The following is a 22,464-nucleotide window of genomic DNA, read 5'->3' as shown; positions in this document are numbered from 1 at the left end:
ATATAGTGTTGAATTATTGATAATCCTATCGGAATTATCAACAATTCAACATCTCAAAATCATCATTATGAGATAATTGAAAAATAAATATTAACTTTGAAGAACTTGGCTAGTGCTTTTCATAGGAGCCATTGTTGTGGTGTCGTTATTTTTAAGCAGACATGATTCACTTGAATTTGTCCTCCTATGGCTTTTAATACTTTCATTATTGTCGCAAATTGAGGTTTAGCTCCATCAGATAATGCTTTGTATAAACTCGGTCTGCTTAATCCAGTTTCTTCCGCGATTTTTGTCATTAAATGACAAACACTTGAAAATCATTGTTTTAATATTATTTTTTATAAAAAAATTAAATCTAACTGACGTTAATTTATCTAAGAAAACCCTATAAAGAGGCTATTGCTGCTTCTATACGCTTAATACTTTCTTTTTTGCCAATCATATACATAATATCAAACACATCGGGACCTTGTAAAGCACCCACTAGGGCTAATCGTAATGGCATCATTACTTTACCAAAACCAATGTCATTATCTGTAATCCAGCCTTTAATTTTGGTTTGAAGGTTTTCTACAGAAAAATCCTCAACTGTATTAATTATAGAAACTAACTCCAACATAAGTTCTTTTGTGCCTTCTTTGAATGCCTTTTTTGATGCTTTTTCATCATAGGCTTTCGGAGCAATAAAAAAGAAATGACTTAAATTCCAGAAATCAGAAATAAAAGTAGCTCGTTCTTTTATTAAACCAACAACTAAGGCTATGTCATTTCGACTGGAAGGAGAAATCTCATCCTGATGAGACCTCTCGACAGAGCCTGTACTGAGCGAAGTCGAAGTACTCGAGGTCGCATTTAGTTTTTCATCAACAATAGGTTTAAACAACTCAGCTAAAACATCATCGTTTTGTGTTTGCATGTAATAATGGTTAAACCATTTTATTTTATCTGGATCAAAACGTGCTCCTGATTTGTTAACACGACTTAAATCGAAAGCCTCAATAAGTTCATCCAAATTAAAAATTTCTTGTTCGGTTCCTGGGTTCCAGCCTAAAAATGCCAGGAAATTTACCATAGCTTCTGGGAAATAGCCATCTTCTTTATAACCTCTTGAAATGTCATTGCTTTTAGGGTCTTTCCACTCTAAAGGAAACACAGGAAATCCTAATTTATCACCATCACGCTTGCTTAATTTTCCTTTTCCTGTTGGTTTTAAAATTAATGGTAAATGCGCAAATTCCGGAGCATCCCAACCAAAAGCTTTGTATAATTGGTAATGTAATGCTAAAGATGGTAACCATTCTTCTCCACGAATAACATGTGTTATTTCCATTAAATGATCATCCACAATATTTGCTAAATGATAGGTTGGCATCCCATCACTTTTAAACAATACTTTGTCATCTAAAATATTAGTGTCTATTTTAATATCACCACGAATACTATCTATTAAATGAAGTGTTTCATCCTGTGGGGATTTAAATCGAATCACATATGCATCACCAGCATTCAATTTAGCTTTAACCTCTTCCGCGCTAAGCGATAAGGAATTGCTTAATTTTAAGCGGTTATGCCAATTATATATAAACGTTTTCCCTTTCGCTTCGTGGTCTTTTCTGTGAAAATCTAACGTTTCAGCAGTATCAAAAGCATAATAAGCATTGCCTGATGCAATTAATTCATCAGCATATTGTTTGTATAAATGTTTCCGTTCGCTTTGTCTGTAAGGGCCAAACGTCTCGTTTTTGGAATCTGTACTGAGCGCAGTCGAAGTAGGTCCTTCATCATAAGGCATTCCACACCAATTAAGAGCATCAACGATATACTTTTCAGCCCCTTCAACATACCTGTTTTGATCGGTATCTTCTATTCTAAGAACAAAAGTTCCATGGTGTTTTTTTGCAAATAAATAGTTGAATAAAGCTGTACGAACACCGCCTATATGTAAAGGTCCTGTTGGGCTTGGTGCAAAACGCACACGAACGTTTTTGGTCATGTTTTATAAATTTGTTTGCAAAGATACAGATAAGCTATAATAGAAAAATACCAACACAGAGATTTTTAATAATGACTCTATTCAAATTCTTAAACTATTAAATAATAATGTAATCTAATTGAATACTTAATTATAGCTTCTTAAGGCCTTTTTATTATTATTCATGTAAAAACAAAAGACCAAAATAGTTGAAAGCTTATACATTTATAGTGTTGAGAAACAAATTGTAATTATAATAGTTATGGGTTTAATTGAGAGTTATAACTTCATACTTTTATTACATCAAACTCCCTCTTTTTAATTATACTTATGAGGGGGTTTCATTTTTTAAGCTTTAAAAAAGTTACCTTTCAATAGTTAACATCTACGCAGGCATTAACAATTAACACTTAATTATAAACTCTTTACTAAATAAAATTGTAGTTTAGTAAGTCGTTAAAATAACTTTTCAATATTTTATTTAAAAAAACAATTGAATTTGTAAGTCCCAGAGATCAGGAATAAAAACCATGAATAGTAACTTTAAGAGCATACAAAACAAGTTAGAGGCATTTATTAAGCGCTATTACACAAATGAATTACTAAAAGGCGCCATTTTATTTTTTGCTATAGGCTTATTATATTTTCTATTTACGCTATTTATTGAACATGTTTTATGGTTAAATACCATAGCCAGAACCGTTTTATTTTGGCTATTTATAGCTGTAGAAGTAACTCTAATTATTAAATTCATTGCAGCACCTTTAGCTAAATTATTCAAGCTTCAAAAAGGTATTAATTATGAAGATGCCTCAAGGATTATAGGACAGTATTTTCCAGAAGTAAATGATAAATTACTAAATGTTCTTCAACTGAACCAAAACAAATCACAGTCAGAATTACTTTTAGCAAGTATTGAACAGAAATCGCTAGAACTTACTCCAATTCCATTTAAATTAGCTATTAACTTAAAAAAGAACTTACATTATTTAAAGTACGCAGCTATTCCTGTTTTAATCTTGTTGCTCACTTTTTTAACAGGTAATTTTAATTGGTTTAGTGAGAGTTACGAACGTGTCGTTCATTATAAAACGGCCTATGAGCCACCGGCACCATTTCAATTTTTTGTAGTAAACGATAATTTAAAAGCTATTGAGAATAAAGATTTTAAACTGATTGTAAAAACAGCAGGAGAACTCACACCAGAAAGCGCACAAATAACCTATAATAACGAAACTTATTTTTTACAACAGAAGGGCGTAGGAGAATTTGAATACGTGTTTTCGCAACTTAAATCGGACATTCGTTTTGAACTATCGGCCAATGATGTAAAATCTAAACCTTATGGAATAAAAATTGTTGAGGTGCCTTCTTTATTGAGTTTTGAAATGGTTTTAGATTACCCAGCTTACACTAAAAAGAAAGATGAAACTATTAAAAGTACAGGAAATGCTTTAGTTCCTGAAGGCACAAATATTATCTGGCAATTAAAAACCAAATCTACAGAACAAGTTCATCTATATGCTAACGATACTATTAATTTTTCCTCTGATGAATCAGGAACTTTTGAAGCTTCAAAACGTGTTTATAATAATTTGGATTACAGTTTAAGTACCAGCAATAAAAACCTTCAAAATTACGAAAATCTAGCATTCAGTATTGGTGTTGTTAAGGATGAATATCCAGAAATTAATTTAAAAGTGGAAACAGACAGTTTGGATTTACAATCCTTATATTTTTATGGACAAGTAAGCGATGATTACGGTTTTAGTAAGTTACAACTAGTGTACTATCCGTCTGATGATGATAAAAACAAACAATTTGAAAAGATTCCAATATCTAATTCCAATATTGCTGATTTTGTAAGTGCTTTCCCTAATAATTTAAATATTGAAGCAGGTAAATCTTATGAATTATATTTTCAAGTATTTGATAATGATATAATTAACAAACACAAAACTGCTAAAAGTCATGTGTTTACTTATAGAAAACGCACAAAAGAGGAAGAATCACAAAAGAATTTAGAAGAACAAAACAAAACCATTAAAGATTTGAATAAATCTTTAGAAAAATTTGATGAGCAGGATAAAAAATTAGAACAACTCACTAAAACTCAAAAAGAAAAATCGACTCTAAATTTTAATGATAAAAAGAAATTAGAATCCTTTTTAAAACGTCAGGAACAACAAGACGAAATGATGAAAAATTTCAATAAAAAACTGAAAGATAATTTAGAAGAATTTCAAAAAGAAAACTTAAAAGAGGATGTATTTAAAGAAGATTTAAAGGAACGTTTAAAAGAAAATGAAGAACAGCTTAAGAAAGATGAAAAAGTATTAGATGAGTTAAAAGAGCTTCTGGAAAAAATCAACAAAGAGGACGTTATCACAAAAAAACTAGAAGAACTAGCAAAACAAAATAAAAACAAAAAGCGAAGTTTACAGCAGTTGCTGGAATTAACCAAACGTTTTTATGTTGAGAAGAAATTAGAAAAACTAAAGAGTGATTTAGAGAAGCTTGCAGAAGAACAAGAAAAACAATCGAACAAATCTGAAGAAGAAAATACTAAAGACAAACAAGAAGAGCTTAATAAAAAATTTGAAGAATTTTCTAAACAGTTAGAAGATTTAAAGAAAGATAGTAAGGCTTTAAAAAAACCAATTGATATTCCTCAAGATAAATTAGAAGAGAATGATATTAAAAAAGAACAAGAAAAAGCATCAGATGCATTAGAGAAAAAAGAAGAGGAGCAAGTAGGTGAAAAACAAAATGAAGAAGAACAACAAGAAGGAGAAAAGCAAGAAAAACAGGAAAATCAAAATTTAAAGAACGCTCAAAAAAGCCAGAAGAAAGCGGCTCAAAAAATGAAAAAAATGAGTCAGCAAATGCAAAGTGCTATGCAAGGCGGAGGAGGAGAACAAATGCAAGAAGATGTAGATATGCTTCGTCAAATTTTAGATAACCTTGTGCTATTTTCTTTTGATCAGGAAAGTGTCATGAATCAGTTTAAAAATATAGACGCTAACCATAATAAGTTTGCATCGTATTTACGAAAACAAAATAATTTAAAAGAACATTTTGAACATATCGATGATAGCTTGTTTTCATTGTCGCTTCGTCAACCTAAACTTTCTGAAAAAGTTAATAAAGAAATAACCGATGTTTATTACAACATTGATAAAGCTTTAAGTTTACTAGCAGAAAATCAATTATATCAGGGAGTCTCTAATCAACAGTTTGCTGTAACAGCAGCAAATAATTTAGCTAATTTTTTAAGTGATGTTTTAGATAATATGCAAGAAAATATGAGCATGTCTCCTGGAAAAGGAGGAAAAGGAGAGATGCAATTACCAGATATTATTATGAGTCAGGAAGAGCTTAATAAGATGATGGAAGAGGGTATGAAGAAAGGCGAAAAAGGAAAACCCAAAGAAGGAGAAGGCAAAGGTGAAAAAGATGGTGAGAAAGAAGGTAAAAAAGGTAAAGATGGAGAAAAAGGAAAGAAAGGCGATAAACAAGGAGGCAAAGATGAAGAAGGAAAAGAAGGGAATCAAAAAGGGGGAGAAGGTGAAGGAACTAATGAAGATATGAATGGTTTATTATATCAAATATACCAACAGCAGCAGGAATTACGAAAAGCTTTAGAGGAAAGATTGGCTAAAGAAGGAAAGGGAAAAGGAGGCAATGGAGACAGATTATTAAGAAGTATGGAAGACATTGAATTGGATTTATTGAACAAAGGATTTACAAATCAAACACTTCAAAAAATGATGCAGTTAAAGCATCAATTATTAAAATTAGAGAACGCCACGTTCGAACAAGGAGAGGATAATAAAAGAGAATCTGAAACGAATAAAAACAATTTCAATAATAATACAAACAGTCAAATACCTACTGCAAAACAATATTTTAAAACCACCGAAATATTAAACAGACAAGCTTTACCTTTGCAACAAGTTTATAAAAAGAAAGTGCAAGAATATTTTAAGCAGAATAATGATTAACTTCAATTACGAAACTGATTTTTCTTTAAATAATAAGGACCAAATTTCCAGCTGGATTTTAAATACAATTTATGAAGAAACCTATAAATTAGAAGAAATTAATTATGTGTTTTGTGATGATGAATATCTTCATAAACTAAACGTAGAATTTTTAAATCATGATACATTAACAGATATTATTAGTTTTGATTATTCTATAGGTAAATTAATACAGGGAGATATTTTTATTTCTATAGAAAGAGTGGAAGATAATGCTAAAGATTTCTCTGTTTCTTTTGAAGAAGAATTGCATCGTGTTATCATTCATGGTATACTTCATTACTGTGGTTATAAAGATAAAACAGATGCTGATGCTAAAGTAATGCGAGAAAAAGAAAACTATTATATAAAGCAATTAGCTTAGTATAGTACAAACATTTCAAAGTAATATTTTGAAGCTTTATTGAAAATATCTTTCTCGCTAAATCACAAATTCTCAAAACATATGTTTTTTAATCTATTAAAACTATAGGTGAAATAGATATTTAAAATAAGCGTTTTAAAGAAACGCCGTATATTTGCAAACTTAAAATTATTAATATGTTCCACGTGGAACATAGGTCTATTTAAAACCAAAAAATATGTTTAACGAAATGTATGATGTTGTTGTTGTAGGAGCTGGACATGCTGGAAGTGAAGCTGCTGCTGCTGCTGCAAATATGGGTAGCAAAACATTACTAATTACTATGAATCTTCAAAACATTGCTCAAATGTCTTGTAATCCTGCTATGGGCGGTATTGCTAAGGGACAAATTGTAAGAGAGATTGATGCACTTGGTGGTTACAGTGGTATAGTATCTGATACCTCTGCTATACAGTTTAAAATGCTTAACAAATCTAAAGGGCCAGCCATGTGGAGTCCGAGAGTGCAAAGTGATCGTATGCGTTTTGCAGAAGATTGGCGTTTACTTTTAGAAGGTACACCTAACTTGGATTTTTATCAAGAAATGGTATCTGCTTTAATCGTAAAAAAAGGAAAAGTTACTGGTGTAAAAACATCCTTAGGAATAGAGATAAAAGCCAAGTCTGTTGTCTTGACTAATGGCACTTTTTTAAATGGATTAATACATATTGGAGATAAAAATTTTGGTGGTGGTAGAGCAGGGGAAAAAGCTGCAACCGGAATTACAGAACAGTTAGTTGATTTAGGTTTCGAATCTGGAAGAATGAAAACAGGAACGCCACCCAGAGTGGATGGACGAAGTTTGGATTATACTAAAATGGTTGAACAACCTGGAGATGATAATCCAGAGAAATTCTCTTATTTAGATATTACAAAACCATTGGAAAAACAACGTTCATGCTATATGACTTACACCAGTCTTGAAGTACATGATTTACTTCGAGAAGGGTTTGACAGATCTCCAATGTTTAATGGTAGAATTAAAAGTTTAGGACCTCGTTATTGTCCATCAATTGAAGATAAAATTAATCGCTTTGCAGATAAAGATAGACATCAATTATTTATAGAACCAGAAGGATGGAATACCTGCGAAGTTTATGTAAATGGCTTCTCAACATCTCTACCAGAAGATGTTCAATTTAAAGCATTACGCTCTGTAGTTGGTTTTGAAAATGTTAAGTTTTTTAGACCTGGTTATGCTATTGAATATGATTATTTTCCACCTACACAGCTAAAACATACTTTAGAAACTAAGCTTGTAGATGGGTTATATTTCGCAGGTCAGATTAATGGAACTACTGGATATGAAGAAGCCGCATCTCAAGGATTAATGGCAGGTATAAATGCCAGTTTAAAAGTTCAAGAAAAAGATACTTTTACTTTAAAAAGAGATGAAGCATACATTGGTGTTTTAATAGATGATCTAATTACAAAAGGCACAGAAGAGCCTTATAGAATGTTTACATCAAGAGCGGAATATAGAACTTTATTACGTCAGGATAATGCGGATTTAAGATTAACACCTAAGGGTTATGAGCTTGGTTTAGCGAGTGAAAAACGCTTAAAAAGAATGGAGCAAAAACACAATGATGCAGAAAAATTTGTAGCCTTCTTTTCTAAAACAAGTGTAAAACCAGAAGAAGCAAATCCAGTTTTAGAGTCTAAAAGATCGGCTTTAGTAAAACAATCTGATAAGATGTTTAAGATCTTTTCGAGACCAAATATTACTATAGATGATGTTCGGAAATTTAAAGCTGTAGAAGAATATATTCAAGCTAATAATTTAGATAATGAGGTTATAGAACAAGCAGAAATTCAAGTAAAATATTCTGGCTATATAGCTAAAGAAAAAAATAATGCTGATAAATTAAGTAGGCTAGAGTATGTAAAAATCCCAGAGAATTTTGACTACTCTAAAATAAAATCTATGAGTTTTGAAGCACGTGAAAAACTAAGAAAAATACAACCAACAACTGTGTCACAAGCATCAAGAATTAGTGGTGTTTCACCTAATGATATTTCTGTATTATTAGTTTATATGGGTAGATGATTTTTGAGTGTTCCACGTGGAACGTTTTACTAAATTTTAATTTTTATCATTCTGAACTTAGTTCAGAATCTATTTCTAATGAAAAATAACTCCTCTTATTTAACTGTAAAAGATCATTCTGTTTCTAATGAAACATTTAAACTAATTCAAAATACTGAATATGGTTTCCTTGAAACTACACCTCAACCATCTTTAAGTAAATTACCAGAGTATTATAAAAGTGAAGACTATATTTCACATACAGATACCAAACGAAATTTATTTGAAAAAATCTATCATATAATAAGAAACGTATCCTTAAAAAAGAAATTAAAATTAATTAATTCTTTTTCTTCAGAAGAAAAAAATCTTTTAGATATTGGTTCTGGTACAGGTGATTTTCTAAAAACAGCTAAACAAAATAATTGGACAATTGCAGGAATTGAACCAAATGAACAAGCTCGAGAAATTGCAAATAAAAAAACAAATAATTCTGTTTATGAAACCAAAGAGCTTTTTAAACTAAAACCCTTAAGTTTTGATGTCATTACGCTTTGGCATGTGTTGGAACATTTACCAAATTTAGAAGAACATATTTCAATTTTTAAAAAATTACTAAAACCTAATGGTACTTTAATAATTGCAGTTCCTAATTATAAAAGTTATGATGCAAAATATTATAAAGAGTTTTGGGCAGCTTACGATGTACCTAGACATCTTTGGCATTTTAATAAAACTTCTATATCCAAATTAGTTTTAAAAGTTTCCATGAAAATCATAAAAATCAAACCCATGTTTTTTGATGCTTTTTATGTAAGTCTTCTTTCGGAAAAATATAAACATGGAAAAATGAATCCTATCAAAGGTTTTTGGATAGGATTCATTTCAAATTTAAAGGCTATAACATCTAAGGAGGCATCTTCTTTAATTTATATCATTAAAAACATCTAAAACTTAATTATATCAATCAAATTTAAGTTTTACATTATTAAAGATAACAAACCTAGTAAAAATCATTAAAGTCTCTTAAAACGCTTTAAATGAGTTGTTTTTTAATAAATTATTATTATTACAATATTAATAGCTATAAAAATTCGTTATAATTTAAATTCAAAATATTTCTACCCAATTTTAGGCTTTACTTTATTACTTTTGTTCGGATTTAAAAAACAACAAAATGAAAAATATAGTTTATACATTATTAGTAGCCTTGGCTTTTACATCCTGTCAAAAAGAAAAAAAAATAGGATATATAGATAATGGCATTGTTATAAATGATTTTCAAGAGAAAATAGATTTAGAAGCAAAATTTCAAACCAAAGAAGAAGCATTTAAAAAGAAAGCTGATAGCATTGGACAAGCTTTTCAATTAGAAGTTCAACAAACACAGATTACAGCTCAAAAATCATCAAAAAAGAAAGCTCAAGAATTAATGGGTGGTTTGCAACAAAAGCAACAACTACTTCAACAACAAATGCAATTTGAGCAACAACAATTAACTCAAAATTTTCAAACTGAGATTGATTCTTTAATCATTAAAGTAAAAGACTTTGTAAAAGATTACGGAAAAACTAATGGTTATACTTATATCTTAGGAACTAGCGATGCTGCAGCTACAGTTCTTTATGGAACAGATGAAAATGATTTAACAAAAATTGTTTTAGATGCTTTAAATGAAGCTTATAAAAAGTAAATAAATAAAAATTAATAAATTTATTAAATCCTGGCTTTTGCTGGGATTTTTTGTTTTTATACTTAAGGCAACTATTAAATAAAATTCTAAATATACTTGATGTCAAAATAAATATTAAATGTAAGTTTTTTCTTATTATTAACAAACAAAGAATATTTTATATCAAATTTTATTATACAATCAAAATATTTAATACTCGTAAAGTTTAAAACTTGGAGCTAAAATAACTCCGTAGAGTCATTTAATTTAATTTTTAAGTCTCTGATTATTACAAGTACTATTATATTAAATAAAACAAACTATAAACAGAATAAAATTCAAATTTCATTTTATAAACAAAATCTAAATAAAACGATTAATATCAGTTTTGTACGTTTTAGATATAATGAGAAGAAAAAACAAGCAAAAATTTTTTACATTTTGAAAAAATTGGAGTATTTAAATAAAAAAACAGAGTTATCCACATTATATATTATATTACTATTTTCTTTTTAAAATTTAAAAAAATAATGGTGGTTATTATAGGGTGTTAATAGCTAGGATAACTTTTTTAAGTTTTATTTTGATAATAATTAATTTACGTTCTATTAATAGTTAATTAACAATTGAATTTATTTTAATAGGTTCATTTTTAATGATTTTAAATTTTATATTCACAGTTGTTAACAACTAAAACGAACCACTTTTTCTAATAACTATATTTAATTTTCATGTTCATATCTAATATTTTTAGTCTAATAACATTGCCAAAAAAAATAATTTAAATTTTTGGTAATGTCATGTTAGTTTTTGATTGAAAAAATAAATGGAATAACAATATTTTTCTTTTAGAAAGTAATGAACACTTATTAACAAGTAATGAATAAAATAACACACATCGTTAATAAGAGTAATTAACATAAATTTTTAAGTTTAGTTTGAAATTATATTCATTTGTAAAAGTATGATAATCAAGCTTATTTAATTTAAAGATAAGCTAACCTGAATGAATAATTCTGTTTGTAAGTTAGTTACACACAAGCCTTTGTTCTTTATTCTAATAGTGAAGCTATCATATTATCTAACAAAAGACATGAATGATTTTTAATATATAGTTAGTACCTTTATACCTTATAAAACAAGATAATAAAATCATGACAATTTCTATAGGAAACGATCACGCAGGAACAGATTATAAATTTGCTATTAAAGACTATTTAGAAGGAAAAGGTTACACGGTTAATAACTACGGAACCGATGCAAATGATAGTGTAGATTATCCAGATTTTGTACATCCGGTAGCTCAAGATGTTGAGAATAAAAAAGTAGATTTTGGCATTTTAATTTGTGGTAGTGCTAATGGTGTTGCTATGACAGCTAACAAATACCAACAAGTGCGTGCCGGTTTGTGTTGGACTAAAGAAATTGTTGAACTTATAAGACAACATAATGATGCCAATATATTATGTATTCCTGCTCGTTATACCGCTATTCCACAAGCGTTGCAAATGGTAGAAACATTTTTAAATACGGAATTTGAAGGCGGTAGACATCAAAATAGAATAGATAAAATTCCGTTATCTTGTTAATACCAATCAAAATATATAATAACACATATAAATCGTTTCTTTTTTGCTATAATTTCGTTAAAAATAGAAACCGTAACTAAGGCTATGCTTTAGATTTTTGTCTTATTATAACTAAAAATAATTCAATTTCTTTATGCATTATTCTATAATTTAAATTGGTATAAATGGGTCATTCACATACTCATAATCACTCTCATTCTCATAACGACCTAAAAGGACGTAATCTTTTTATATCAATTTTATTAAATATACTTATTACTATTGCGCAAGTAGTAGGAGGTATTGTTTCTGGTAGTTTAGCGTTATTAAGTGATGCCTTACATAATTTTAGTGATGTACTCTCTTTAATTATAAGTTATGTAGCTAATAAATTATCGAAAAAAAAAGCGTCTATTCACAGAACATTTGGTTATAAACGAGCAGAAATTTTAGCTGCATTTATAAATGCAGCTACTTTAATAATTGTTGCTATTTTATTAATAATTGAGGCTATAAAAAGATTTCAAAATCCAGAAGAAATAGAATCTAATTTAGTTATTTGGTTATCCCTTTTAGGAATCGTAGCTAATGGTTTTAGTGTGCTTTTATTAAAAAAAGATTCTAAGGCAAATATGAATATGAAAAGCGCTTATCTGCATTTATTAACAGATATGATGGCTAGTGTAGCTGTACTAATAGGCGGTTTGTTAATGAAATATTATGAGTTATATTGGGTAGATAGTGTATTAACATTTGTGATAGCACTTTATTTAATTTGGATGGGTTTTGATTTATTAAAAAGATCTACAAAAGTTTTAATGTTATTTACTCCGGATGATATTCCTTTAAAACAAATAGTAGCTGAAATCAATGCTTTTGATAGTATTAAAAATGTACATCATGTTCATGTTTGGCAGCTAAATGAAGAAGAAATTCATTTAGAAGCACATATTGATTTTAATAATGATATTACCTTATCTCAATTTGATGTTATTTTACATGAAATTGAATACTTAGTATTCAATAAATATGATATTAATCACGTAAATATTCAGCCAGAATTTGGTAAGGATGATGTTAAAGATGTGATTGTACAGGATTGATAATAAGTGTTATTCAGAAGGAGGTACGACTGAAGAATCTGTTAAAATTAAAATGATAAGATTGTTAAGTCTCTTATTCCTTCGAATGACAGATAAAATATGTTAGAAATAGAAGTAAAAACATTCGAAGAATTAACTAAACTAGAACTGTATAGTTTATTACAATTACGAAGTGAAGTATTTGTAGTTGAGCAAGATTGTGTGTATCAAGATATTGATGGAAAAGATCAAAAAGCACTACATGTTTTAGGTTTTAAAGAAGAAAAACTAGTGGCTTATACGCGTATTTTTAAACCAGGAGATTATTTTAAAGAACCTAGTATTGGCAGAGTTGTGGTAATTAAAAGCGAACGTGCTTATAAATATGGTTATAACATCATGGAAGCATCTATTAAAGCTATTTCAGAACATTTTAATACATCTTTAATAAAAATATCGGCTCAAGTATATTTAACAAAATTCTATACTAATTTAGGCTTTAAAGCTATTGGAGGGGAATATTTAGAAGATGATATTCCACACATTGCCATGATTAAAGAATGAATTAGCGTTTTAAAGCAAAATGGCCTCTGATAACCTCACCAGAGTTAAGAGTGATCGCGTACCAGTAATCATCAGTACTCAAGGGATGTCCATTAAAAGTACCATTCCAACCAAGAGAGTTTGGAGGTAATGATTTTAAAAGTTTACCATACTTATCAAAAATATGAGTCATTTTAATCGAGTTATTAGTATCGAAAACTTGCCAAAAATCATGGCTGCCATCGTTATTAGGCGTGAAGTATTTGGGAATGTAATAATCTTCATCGATAATTAGCACACTAAAACTAGACTCATTATTATCACAAGTGGTTTCGTTATAAATATAAATAGTTTGTGAACTTGTAATAGTATCTCCGGTATTAAGTTGTATACCATTCCCTCCAGATTGCATAAAATAAGTCCCATTTGTTAGAGCAGGCAAAGTATAAGAAGTACTAGTTACCACATTGTCAAGTGAATCTACATTAACAAAATTACTGCAATCATTTTGAGATGCTATGTAATTAGAAAAAGTAACTGGCAGCCAGGTTGAATGATTCCCAGAAGGGTTGTCAACAACAACACAATTTAAATCAGGATTAGACCTAAAATCCATTAAAGTAATATTGCCATTATTACCATTTCTAATATTTAATCTACACAAGTTATTATTACTACAATTCAGTTCTGTTAAATTGGAATTATTAGATAGATTTAATTCTGTTAATTGATTAAGAGCACAATTTAAGTTTGCGAGTTGGGTATTTACAGAAAGCTCTAAACTGGTTAGTTGATTATTTTCACAGGTAAAAAAAGTCAAACTTAAATTATTAGAAACGTTTAGATTGATTAATAGATTATTACCACATTGAAATCTATTTAGTGTACTATTTTGAGATACATTTAATGACGTAATTTGGTTATTTTCACAAACAAAAACATTCAATCTAGGGTTTTGAGTCACATCTAAATTTGTAAGCAGATTATTTTCACATCTTAATGAAATCAAATTAGAATTTTGAGTGACATTTAGATTGGCTATTTGATTAGAATTACACCATAAAATTCGTAAACTTGAATTTTGTGTAACATCTAAGCTGGTTAGTTGATTATTACCGCAAAATAACTGAGATAGATTTGTGTTTTGTGTAACGTCTATGCTTGTAAGATTGTTAGATTGACAACTAAGTGTTTCTAATGCAGAAAAGTCTTCAATACCTGTAAGATCTGATATAATCAAGCCATCAACAATATCAAAATCAATATTTAAATCTGTAATACCGCTTATATTTGCAGTTGGTACAAAATCATCTAAAGGACCGGAATCGTAACCTAGATTTATTAATTTTTGTTCAAAACTATCATCTGGAACAAATGTTTGAGAAATACCAATGCAACTTAGTAATACAAAGATTAAACTGCAGAAGTATTTTCTATTTACCCACATAGGTTATTAATATTTCAACCCGTCTGTCGTATTTTGGATCACCGCCAAGCGGAAATTTTCGGCGCATCCCTAAATGACGCATGCGTTTTTTATCAACCCCCTTTTTTGCAAAATAGTCATAAACATATTTTGCCCGAGCTTCAGATAGGTTGCGTTTTTTGGTCTTTCTATCTACGGCATCTCTACTGTATTGCGTACAGCATACATGCCCTTGAATGGTAAAATAAATATCTTCACGTTCTACAAGTGCTTTTGCAATAGATTCCAGTGTTTTTTTAGACCCATATGTTACGGTGCTGTAACCTGTTTTAAATAAAATATTTTCAAAAACTATTTTATCACCAACTTTAAGGTCCCCTTTTATAATCTCAGGAGTATCTTTCTTTTTAGGAACTTTTGCAACAGGCTTTTTTTCAACAGGTTTAGGCTTTGGTTTTTTTGGTGTTACTATAATTTCTACTTTTCGGTTTAAACCTCTTATTTTTAGTAGATTTTTTTCTTCTACGATCTTTAATAAGATTTCTCCTTTTCCATCAACATTTGTAATTAATTCATCACTTATTTCATTGCTGGAAAAAATAGATTTTATAGCATCTGCACGTTGTTGAGATAGTTTTAAATTATAAGTATCTGCACCAATATCGTCACAGAACCCAAATATAGAAATGGCTTCAATATCTATATCTGTTAACGTTGAAATAAAAAGAAGTAAACGGTTTTTTTCTGTTGGTGGCAGATTGTATTTATCCGTATCAAAGTAGACTTCATGCTTTAATTCTTTTTGAGAGAATGAAAATGCAGTGTTTAACGTTATTAAAATTAATACCAATAATTTATTCATAGCGGGGTAATAGAACAGGTATAAAGATACTATTTTTAATTTTTTTGTAATATAGAAATAAGTAAATATTACTTTAGGTAATTGAGATATGTAGTTGTATTACTAAGTATTTCTGTCGCTTTTTTTATTCTAGGATCGTTTACTTTATAATACTCATACAATCCCTCTCTGTAAACATATCTTTTTACTATATCTTCAGTTAATAATTCCAATAAATAATCTTTGTTCTCGTCTATAACACTGGTCTTGGCCAACTTTAAATTAGTAATTAAGGTATTAAAGTCCTTTTCAATATTATCATTTAATTCTTCTTTGGTCGCAGCTTCAAAAGCTTTATAGAGCGTTTTTTCTGTATCTGTGTTAAAAGAAAACTTATTAGTTTTTAAATAGTTTTTAAAATTTGAAAAGTCCGTATCCGAAAGCTTTAAACCATTAATGTCCGTTAGATTATTTTTATAATAGTAATCTGTACCATAGTTAAATACTAAGTCACTATTTACTATGGCATTAGTGATGGCTGAATTTTTAGAAGCATTAAAAATAACATCTGGAAACACACCACCACCATCAAATACTTTACGACCGTTTTTGGTTTTAAACTCGTTGTAGTTTTCTTGTTTTACACGAACCGCTTCCCCTTTTTCATTTCTATTCCAATAATCTAAAGACTGAATACATCTACCAGAAGGTGTATAATATCTTGAAATGGTTATTTTAACCTGCGTTCCATAAGTAAGTTGTTTAGGGCGTTGTACCAAACCTTTTCCAAAACTTCTGGCACCTACAATAACAGCACGATCTAAATCTTGTAAAGAGCCAGATACAATTTCACTTGCAGAAGCACTATTACCATCAATTAAAACCACTAAAGGTATTTCGGTATCAATGGGTTCACTTTGCGTATAATAGGTTTTATTATATTTTTTAACCTTAGATTTTGTGGTTACCACCAGTTGACCTTTTGGCACAAAAAGATTTACAATTTTAATAGCTTCATTAAGAAGTCCACCAGGGTTTCCTCTTAAATCCAAAATAATGCGTTCTGCTCCCTGAGCCTTTAAATCACGCAAAGCATAATTAGTTTCATAATGTGCTTTATTATTAAATCTACTTAAAACAATATAGCCTGTTTTATTGTTAACCATCGAAAAGTGTGGTACGGCCTTAATTTCTACTTCAGCCCTTTTTATAGTAGCCGTATGTGTTTTACCCTGGCGTTTATAAGTAACCTCTACAGATGTATCTGAAGCTCCTTTTAATAAATCACCTGTATTTTCTTTATAAGTTTCAATAACAATATCGCCAACTTTAATAATTTCGTCACCCGCCTTTAAACCTGCCTTATCTGCCGGATAATCTTTGTAGGGTTCTATAATAACCAATTTATCTTTAAATGTTTTAACTCTGGCTCCTATACCCGTATAATCACCCGTATTATTAATTCTGGCTGCTTCAACATCTTGTTCGTTCATAAAATTGGTGTACGGATCTAAATCTGCTAACATACTCTTAATAGCAGTATCCATTAAATCACCAGGGTTTGTTTCATCAACATAATTCATGTTGAGCTCTTTAAAAAGCGTAGTAAATATTTCTATTTGTTTGGCTATTTCGAAAAAATCATTTTTAAAAGCAGTTCCAGTAAAAAATACGGTAAATGCCAGTATAGGTATTATGATTCTCTTTTTTAGTAAATTCTTCATAATGGAAGTATTTTATTTATTCTGAAACTTTGCTGGAAAATTTTTCAAACAAATGTTTCATTTTAGACTCTATTTGGGTTATGGTTGGTTTGTCTTTGCCAATGTACAAAATCATAAACGCATATTGTGTTGTAATGTTGTTAAAATACATGGTTTTGTTCAGCCTGTAAACTTCTCTTAATAGACGTTTTATGCGATTTCTATCAACGGCGGTTTTAAAATTTCGCTTACTTACAGAAACCCCCGTTTTGGCTATAATATTATCATCAAAAACTGTTTTAAAATAAACTAAACGTAAAGGAAAAACCGAAACAGATTGTCCTTCACTAAACAATTGTTCAATAAGCTTTTTACTTTTAAGTTTTTCTTTTTTAGGATATGACTCAGACATAAATAAAAATATGACTACAAAAATAACAATAACAATTAACACCCACTAGCAATTGCTATGCATGATAAAAATCATATTTAAAATCGTTGAACTTCAGTAATTTAATAGTTTAAAAGGTTAAACATTATAAAATGGGCGATTTAAATGTTACAAAGCTAAAGACTAAAAAAGATCGGGCTAATTATATATATCATTTATTAAACGATATTAAAGCACTTGATTTAATGATTGAAAAAGACATTATTGAAGAAGGTGTTTTTAGAATAGGCGCCGAACAAGAGTTTTGTTTAGTTAACAATGAATTTTTACCGGAAAGTAAATCTTTAGAACTTTTAAAAGATATTGATGACGATCATTTTACAACAGAGATCAGCAATTACAATCTTGAGATAAACCTGGATGTTTTGCCATTGGGGGATACCTGTTTTTCACAATTGCACAAGCAATTAGAGATGTTAATGGAAAAGGCAAAAAAAGCCGCGTCAAAAAAAGGCATTAAAATAATACTAACAGGTATTTTACCATCGCTTTCTATTAATAATGCTAATGAGCAGCATATGACTAATGTGGAACGCTATTCTGTTTTAAATGATGCCATTAAAGGGATTAGACAACAAAATTTTGACATTCATATTAAAGGATCAGATGAATTAAACTTATTGCACGATTCGGTTATGTTAGAAGGTTGCAACACCAGTTTTCAAATGCATTTACAATTAAACCCGAAAACTTTCGTAGATAATTATAACTGGGCACAAGCTATTTCTGGACCTGTTTTAAGCGCATGTACCAATTCGCCATTACTGTTTGGAAAAGAACTTTGGAGTGAAACCCGAATAGCGCTATTTACGCAAAGTATCGATACCAGGGCGAATTCTTATTTATTGAATGAAAAACAATCTCGGGTTAGCTTTGGTAACAAATGGCAAACGGGGTCTGTAACAGATATTTTTAAAGACAATATCTCCAGGTTTAGGAGTTTTATCACCACCGATTTTATTAAAGATAGTGTAGATATGCTAAACAATAACGAAATGCCAGGGTTAAGAGCTTTGGGCTTACATAACGGTACTGTTTATCCGTGGAATCGGGTTTGCTATGGAAAAACAGATGGCAGACCAAACTTAAGAATAGAAAACAGATACATTCCTTCCGGACCAACACTAACAGATGAAATTGCAAATATGGCATTTTGGGTGGGGGTTATGTTAGGGAAACCTAAAAAGTATAATAACATTCATAAGCAATGGGATTTTAAAGATGTAAAATCAAACTTTTTTAATGCAGCACGCTATGGCATGGCAGCTCAATTTTATTGGAACGGAAGGTATGTTGCCAGCTACAATTTAATATTAGATGAACTTCTACCCATGGCATACAGAGGTTTATATAGCGTTGGAGTGACACCAAAAGATGCAGAATATTATTTAAGAGTTATTGAAAACAGAGTGCAGTCTTATAGTGGTTCAGAGTGGTTAGTTAGAAATTACAGACGATTATTAAAAAATCATAAACGCTTTAAAGCTATGCAGATATTAACCTCTAAAATGTATGAGAAGCAAGAGAAAGGATATCCAGTTTCTACTTGGGGCAAAGTGCTTGAAAGTACCGAGTTACCCATTAAATACCACCATATTGTAAAGCATATTATGAATTCTGATATTTTTTCTGTCAACAAAAAAGACAGTGTTGAATTGGTTTTAAATATTATGAAGTGGAAAAACATACACCACATGCCTGTTATAAATAACGATAGGGAATTGGTTGGTTTAATAAGCTGGACAGATGTTACATCGTATCTAGAACAACCAAAACAACAAAACGATGCCGTTAATAAAATAATGAAAACGGATGTTGTTACAACTCACGAGTACATGCCCGTTGAAGCCGCAAAAGAACTCATGGAGAAAAATAATATAGGGTGCCTTCCAGTAGTAAAACAAAACAAATTAGTAGGCTTAATTACAAGAAACGATTTTTAATTCATGGTTGATGTATACAGTAAAGCAAGAGATAGCAATGTCATTGTAAGCAGAATACTTGGTAAAATTAAAGGGTCAAAATCAGGACCAACTATGGTGTTTTTTGGTGGTATTCATGGTAATGAAACTTCAGGGGTTTTTGCTTTAAAAGAAACTTTAGAAGCTATTAACCCATTAGAGGCAGAAGGTACTATTTATGCTATTTTAGGTAATTTGAAAGCACTTGAATTACATCAAAGATATCTTAAAGAAGATTTAAACCGACTCTGGACTAAAGAGCGTATAGAAACTATTAAAAAGAAACCTGTTTTAAATGATGATGAAGCTGAGTTATTAGAGCTTTTAAATATTTTAAATGCCATTTTAGAAACCGAAAAACCGCCCTTTTATTTCATAGACCTGCATACAACTTCGAGCAAAACCTTGCCCTTTGTAACCATTAACGATGCGTTGATAAACCGAAAGTTTTCCAAACAGTTTCCGGTGCCTATTGTATTAGGGATTGAAGAATATTTAAATGGGCCATTATTAAGTTATATAAACGAATTGGGCTATGTGTCTTTGGGTTTTGAATCTGGACAGCACGACGATTTAAGTTCGATTACAAACCATATTGCGTTTATTTATTTAGCTTTAGTGTTCTCTGGTATTTTAAAAGCAGATTATGTAACCAATTATTCAGACTATTATAAACAGTTAAAAACACAAGCAGCCAATGTTTCTGATGTTTTTGAAGTTATTTATCTTCATAAGATACAATCCCACGAAACCTTTACCATGATAAATGGGTTTAAAAGTTTTCAAGCCATTGATAAAGGCAAACCAGTAGCTGTGAGTAATGGTAGACAATTAAAAACAAAGTATTATGGCCGTATTTTTATGCCTTTATATCAAACAAAAGGGGTAGAAGGTTTTTTTATTATAAGACGTATAAACCCTTTTTATTTAAAACTATCAACTCTTTTAAGGCGCATTAAGTTTGATAACTTATTAGTAGCCTTACCGGGTGTTTCCTGGTTAAAGAAAAACGAAGGTGTTTTACAGGTAAATTTAAAAGTTGCCAGATTTTTTGTTAAATCGTTTTTTCATTTGCTGGGGTATAGAAACAAACGATTTACAAGAACTCATTTAAGGATTTACAATCGTGAGCGTATTGCTAAAACAAGAATGTATAAAAAGGAGCCTTGGTATTAGGGTTTGGTTTTAGTCTATCTTTTCCGTTTATGATAAAACTCAAATTAGAAATTCGGGATTTAAAGCCCATTTTATTCACTTAAAAACAAATTTATGAAACCAAAATTAAAATTCGAAGTGGCATCTTGAACTCTTAAACAAGATGCGCTAACTTAAAATGTCTTCATCCTCTAATTTTTCTGCAAACCCAAGCACATAGCCATTAGGGTCTTTTACATAAAACTCCCTCATGCCGTACCAGGCCGTTTTTGGTTCTGTCTTTTCAGAAACTTTATTTTTTATTTCATTATAAAACCCATCTAATCCTTCAATTTCCATATAAAAAGTAGCAGATGCGCCAATAGTTAAGTCTTTTAACATGGCGATATCTTTTTTAAAGGTATCTGTACGCTGAAACATGATTTCTACATGGTCTTTAGACATTAATGCATATACATATTGCTTCCCTTCATCAATAGATTGTTCAACACCATCTTGTGTGTCTGGTACTGCCATTATAAGTGTAAACCCTAAAATAGTATTATAAAATTGTACCACCTCTTTAATATCTTTTACTTCTAAATTTGGTGTTAGCTTATTTACCTTCATACTATAATGTTTTAGTTAATAAGCACAAAGTTATTATTCACCAAGAGTAAATAATTGTAAAAATCGGTCGTTCTTATTTTGGTATAATTCTTTGGGTGTAGCCCCTGTGTATCTCTTTATTTCTTTTATGAAATGGGGTTGGTCAAAATAATTTTTAGTTGGAAATAATTCACCGTTTGCAATTCCTGAGTAAGACGCATGACATTTTAAAATATTTAAATATGTTTTTAAGGAAAAGCCATATTGCTGATTAAAATATCGGTTTATTTGTCGACTACTCCAAAGTATGGTTTCCGAAATAGTTTTTACGGTTAAATCACCTTGACTTTTATAAATAAGTTTAAATAAATTCAATTTTCTGTTATCGATTTCTTTTAGAGTTTTCAACCCTAAATTTAATTTTTGAGTCATCTCTTGAGCGAATGCATTGAGTGAGTGGAGCTGTGCATTTTGTATTCCTAAAAAGTCAATTGGTAAGTCAGATTGTGTATTTAAAATAGCGCTTATTGATTGTTTAAAAATGTATTCTGCTGCCATTAATTTAAATCGAATCCCGAACAGTTTCGTTTTCCTTTTTATTTGTGTATTAACGGGTTGTGTCCAAATTCCAGTTAAAAAAACATTTAAGAGCTTGTTATTGTTGTCTATTACACAAATTAAGTCGAAATAACCATCAGGAATAATTGTATATTCAGTTTCTTTTAAATTATCAAGGTTGTCGTATTCCCAAAAACATTTAACGACATGTGATAAACCCCTTTGTCTCTTGTTTTCCTTATATTTCATTTCAGTTTTTGTATAGGTATAGACTACAATTTAATAATCTGAAATGGTTTAATAACATTTACTTATTGTTAAATATAATTGTATGTCTAGGGCTTGTATTACGCTTTTAAAAATACCAGCCTTAAAGTATATTTAAAATTTGAAAAAGAAAAAGATTACTGCAGCCCATTCTTTTCCAATTAACATGGGTATATAAATAATAATGCACAACAGGTAAAAG

The 22,464-nt window shown here is 29.9% G+C and carries 18 protein-coding genes; 10 read left to right on the top strand and 8 right to left on the bottom strand.

Going from position 1 to position 22,464, the window contains the following annotated elements:
• Positions 1-119 precede the first annotated feature (119 nt).
• On the bottom strand, positions 120-296 hold the full coding sequence (locus EM932_RS18470) for an addiction module antidote protein (RefSeq protein ID WP_246041144.1): 177 nt from the start codon (positions 294-296) through the stop codon (positions 120-122).
• Positions 297-385: 89 nt separating this feature from the next.
• Entirely contained in the window at positions 386-1,993 is a 1,608-nt protein-coding gene (gene gltX / locus EM932_RS18465) for a glutamate--tRNA ligase (RefSeq protein WP_135878686.1), read from the bottom strand.
• 509 nt (positions 1,994-2,502) lie between these two features.
• Here gltX and EM932_RS18460 point away from each other — a divergent pair.
• The 8 genes from EM932_RS18460 to EM932_RS18425 all read left to right on the top strand — a co-directional run bounded on the left by EM932_RS18460 (position 2,503) and on the right by EM932_RS18425 (position 13,333).
• Complete coding sequence (locus EM932_RS18460) at positions 2,503-5,976, top strand: hypothetical protein (protein WP_135878685.1); 3,474 nt, start codon at positions 2,503-2,505, stop codon at positions 5,974-5,976.
• Positions 5,969-6,379 (top strand): rRNA maturation RNase YbeY, encoded by a 411-nt coding sequence (gene ybeY / locus EM932_RS18455; RefSeq protein ID WP_135878684.1) that lies wholly within the window; start codon positions 5,969-5,971, stop codon positions 6,377-6,379. The genes EM932_RS18460 and ybeY overlap by 8 nt, the downstream gene beginning before the upstream one ends.
• 217 nt (positions 6,380-6,596) lie before the next feature.
• Positions 6,597-8,468 carry a tRNA uridine-5-carboxymethylaminomethyl(34) synthesis enzyme MnmG gene (gene mnmG / locus EM932_RS18450; RefSeq protein WP_135878683.1) on the top strand — a complete coding sequence of 624 codons (1,872 nt, stop codon included), beginning with the start codon at positions 6,597-6,599 and terminating at the stop codon, positions 8,466-8,468.
• A gap of 78 nt (positions 8,469-8,546) precedes the next feature.
• The gene (locus EM932_RS18445; protein ID WP_135878682.1) at positions 8,547-9,398 is read left to right on the top strand and encodes a class I SAM-dependent methyltransferase; all 852 of its coding nucleotides are present in this window, start codon (positions 8,547-8,549) and stop codon (positions 9,396-9,398) included.
• A 226-nt stretch (positions 9,399-9,624) separates the two neighbouring features.
• Positions 9,625-10,140, top strand: coding sequence for an OmpH family outer membrane protein (locus tag EM932_RS18440; protein ID WP_135878681.1), 516 nt, complete (start codon positions 9,625-9,627; stop codon positions 10,138-10,140).
• A gap of 1,133 nt (positions 10,141-11,273) precedes the next feature.
• Complete coding sequence (rpiB, locus tag EM932_RS18435; protein WP_135878680.1) at positions 11,274-11,708, top strand: ribose 5-phosphate isomerase B; 435 nt, start codon at positions 11,274-11,276, stop codon at positions 11,706-11,708.
• 164 nt (positions 11,709-11,872) lie between these two features.
• Positions 11,873-12,790 carry a cation diffusion facilitator family transporter gene (locus EM932_RS18430; protein WP_135878679.1) on the top strand — a complete coding sequence of 306 codons (918 nt, stop codon included), beginning with the start codon at positions 11,873-11,875 and terminating at the stop codon, positions 12,788-12,790.
• A 99-nt stretch (positions 12,791-12,889) separates the two neighbouring features.
• On the top strand, positions 12,890-13,333 hold the full coding sequence (locus tag EM932_RS18425) for a GNAT family N-acetyltransferase (protein ID WP_135878678.1): 444 nt from the start codon (positions 12,890-12,892) through the stop codon (positions 13,331-13,333).
• A 1-nt stretch (position 13,334) separates the two neighbouring features.
• On the opposite strand, the gene EM932_RS18420 is transcribed toward EM932_RS18425, so the two are convergent.
• From EM932_RS18420 to rnpA, 4 genes are all read right to left on the bottom strand, one after another.
• Entirely contained in the window at positions 13,335-14,759 is a 1,425-nt protein-coding gene (locus tag EM932_RS18420) for a T9SS type B sorting domain-containing protein (protein ID WP_135878677.1), read from the bottom strand.
• A complete protein-coding gene (locus EM932_RS18415; RefSeq protein WP_135878676.1) occupies positions 14,746-15,600 on the bottom strand; it encodes an OmpA family protein in 855 nt (284 codons plus the stop codon). The genes EM932_RS18420 and EM932_RS18415 overlap by 14 nt, the downstream gene beginning before the upstream one ends.
• Before the next feature lie 68 nt (positions 15,601-15,668).
• Positions 15,669-17,303 (bottom strand): S41 family peptidase, encoded by a 1,635-nt coding sequence (locus EM932_RS18410; protein WP_135878675.1) that lies wholly within the window; start codon positions 17,301-17,303, stop codon positions 15,669-15,671.
• Positions 17,304-17,319: 16 nt separating this feature from the next.
• Entirely contained in the window at positions 17,320-17,694 is a 375-nt protein-coding gene (gene rnpA, locus EM932_RS18405) for a ribonuclease P protein component (protein WP_135878674.1), read from the bottom strand.
• Between the two features lie 131 nt (positions 17,695-17,825).
• Here rnpA and EM932_RS18400 point away from each other — a divergent pair, with 131 nt between their 5' ends.
• Both EM932_RS18400 and EM932_RS18395 read left to right on the top strand, forming a co-directional pair.
• Entirely contained in the window at positions 17,826-19,676 is a 1,851-nt protein-coding gene (locus EM932_RS18400; protein WP_135878673.1) for a CBS domain-containing protein, read from the top strand.
• 3 nt (positions 19,677-19,679) lie between these two features.
• Positions 19,680-20,870 (top strand): succinylglutamate desuccinylase/aspartoacylase family protein, encoded by a 1,191-nt coding sequence (locus tag EM932_RS18395; RefSeq protein ID WP_135878672.1) that lies wholly within the window; start codon positions 19,680-19,682, stop codon positions 20,868-20,870.
• Positions 20,871-21,017: 147 nt separating this feature from the next.
• Here the strand turns inward: EM932_RS18395 and EM932_RS18390 are convergent, their stop codons facing one another.
• Positions 21,018-21,458 (bottom strand): VOC family protein, encoded by a 441-nt coding sequence (locus EM932_RS18390; protein ID WP_135878671.1) that lies wholly within the window; start codon positions 21,456-21,458, stop codon positions 21,018-21,020.
• A 33-nt stretch (positions 21,459-21,491) separates the two neighbouring features.
• A complete protein-coding gene (locus tag EM932_RS18385) occupies positions 21,492-22,244 on the bottom strand; it encodes a helix-turn-helix domain-containing protein (protein ID WP_135878670.1) in 753 nt (250 codons plus the stop codon).
• Positions 22,245-22,464 lie beyond the last annotated feature (220 nt).

It is taken from the genome of Flavivirga rizhaonensis (assembly GCF_004791695.1).
Taxonomy (GTDB): Bacteria; Bacteroidota; Bacteroidia; order Flavobacteriales; family Flavobacteriaceae; genus Flavivirga; species Flavivirga rizhaonensis.
Note: the sequence above shows the minus strand (reverse complement) of the source record. Positions and strands in the feature narration are given on the sequence as shown.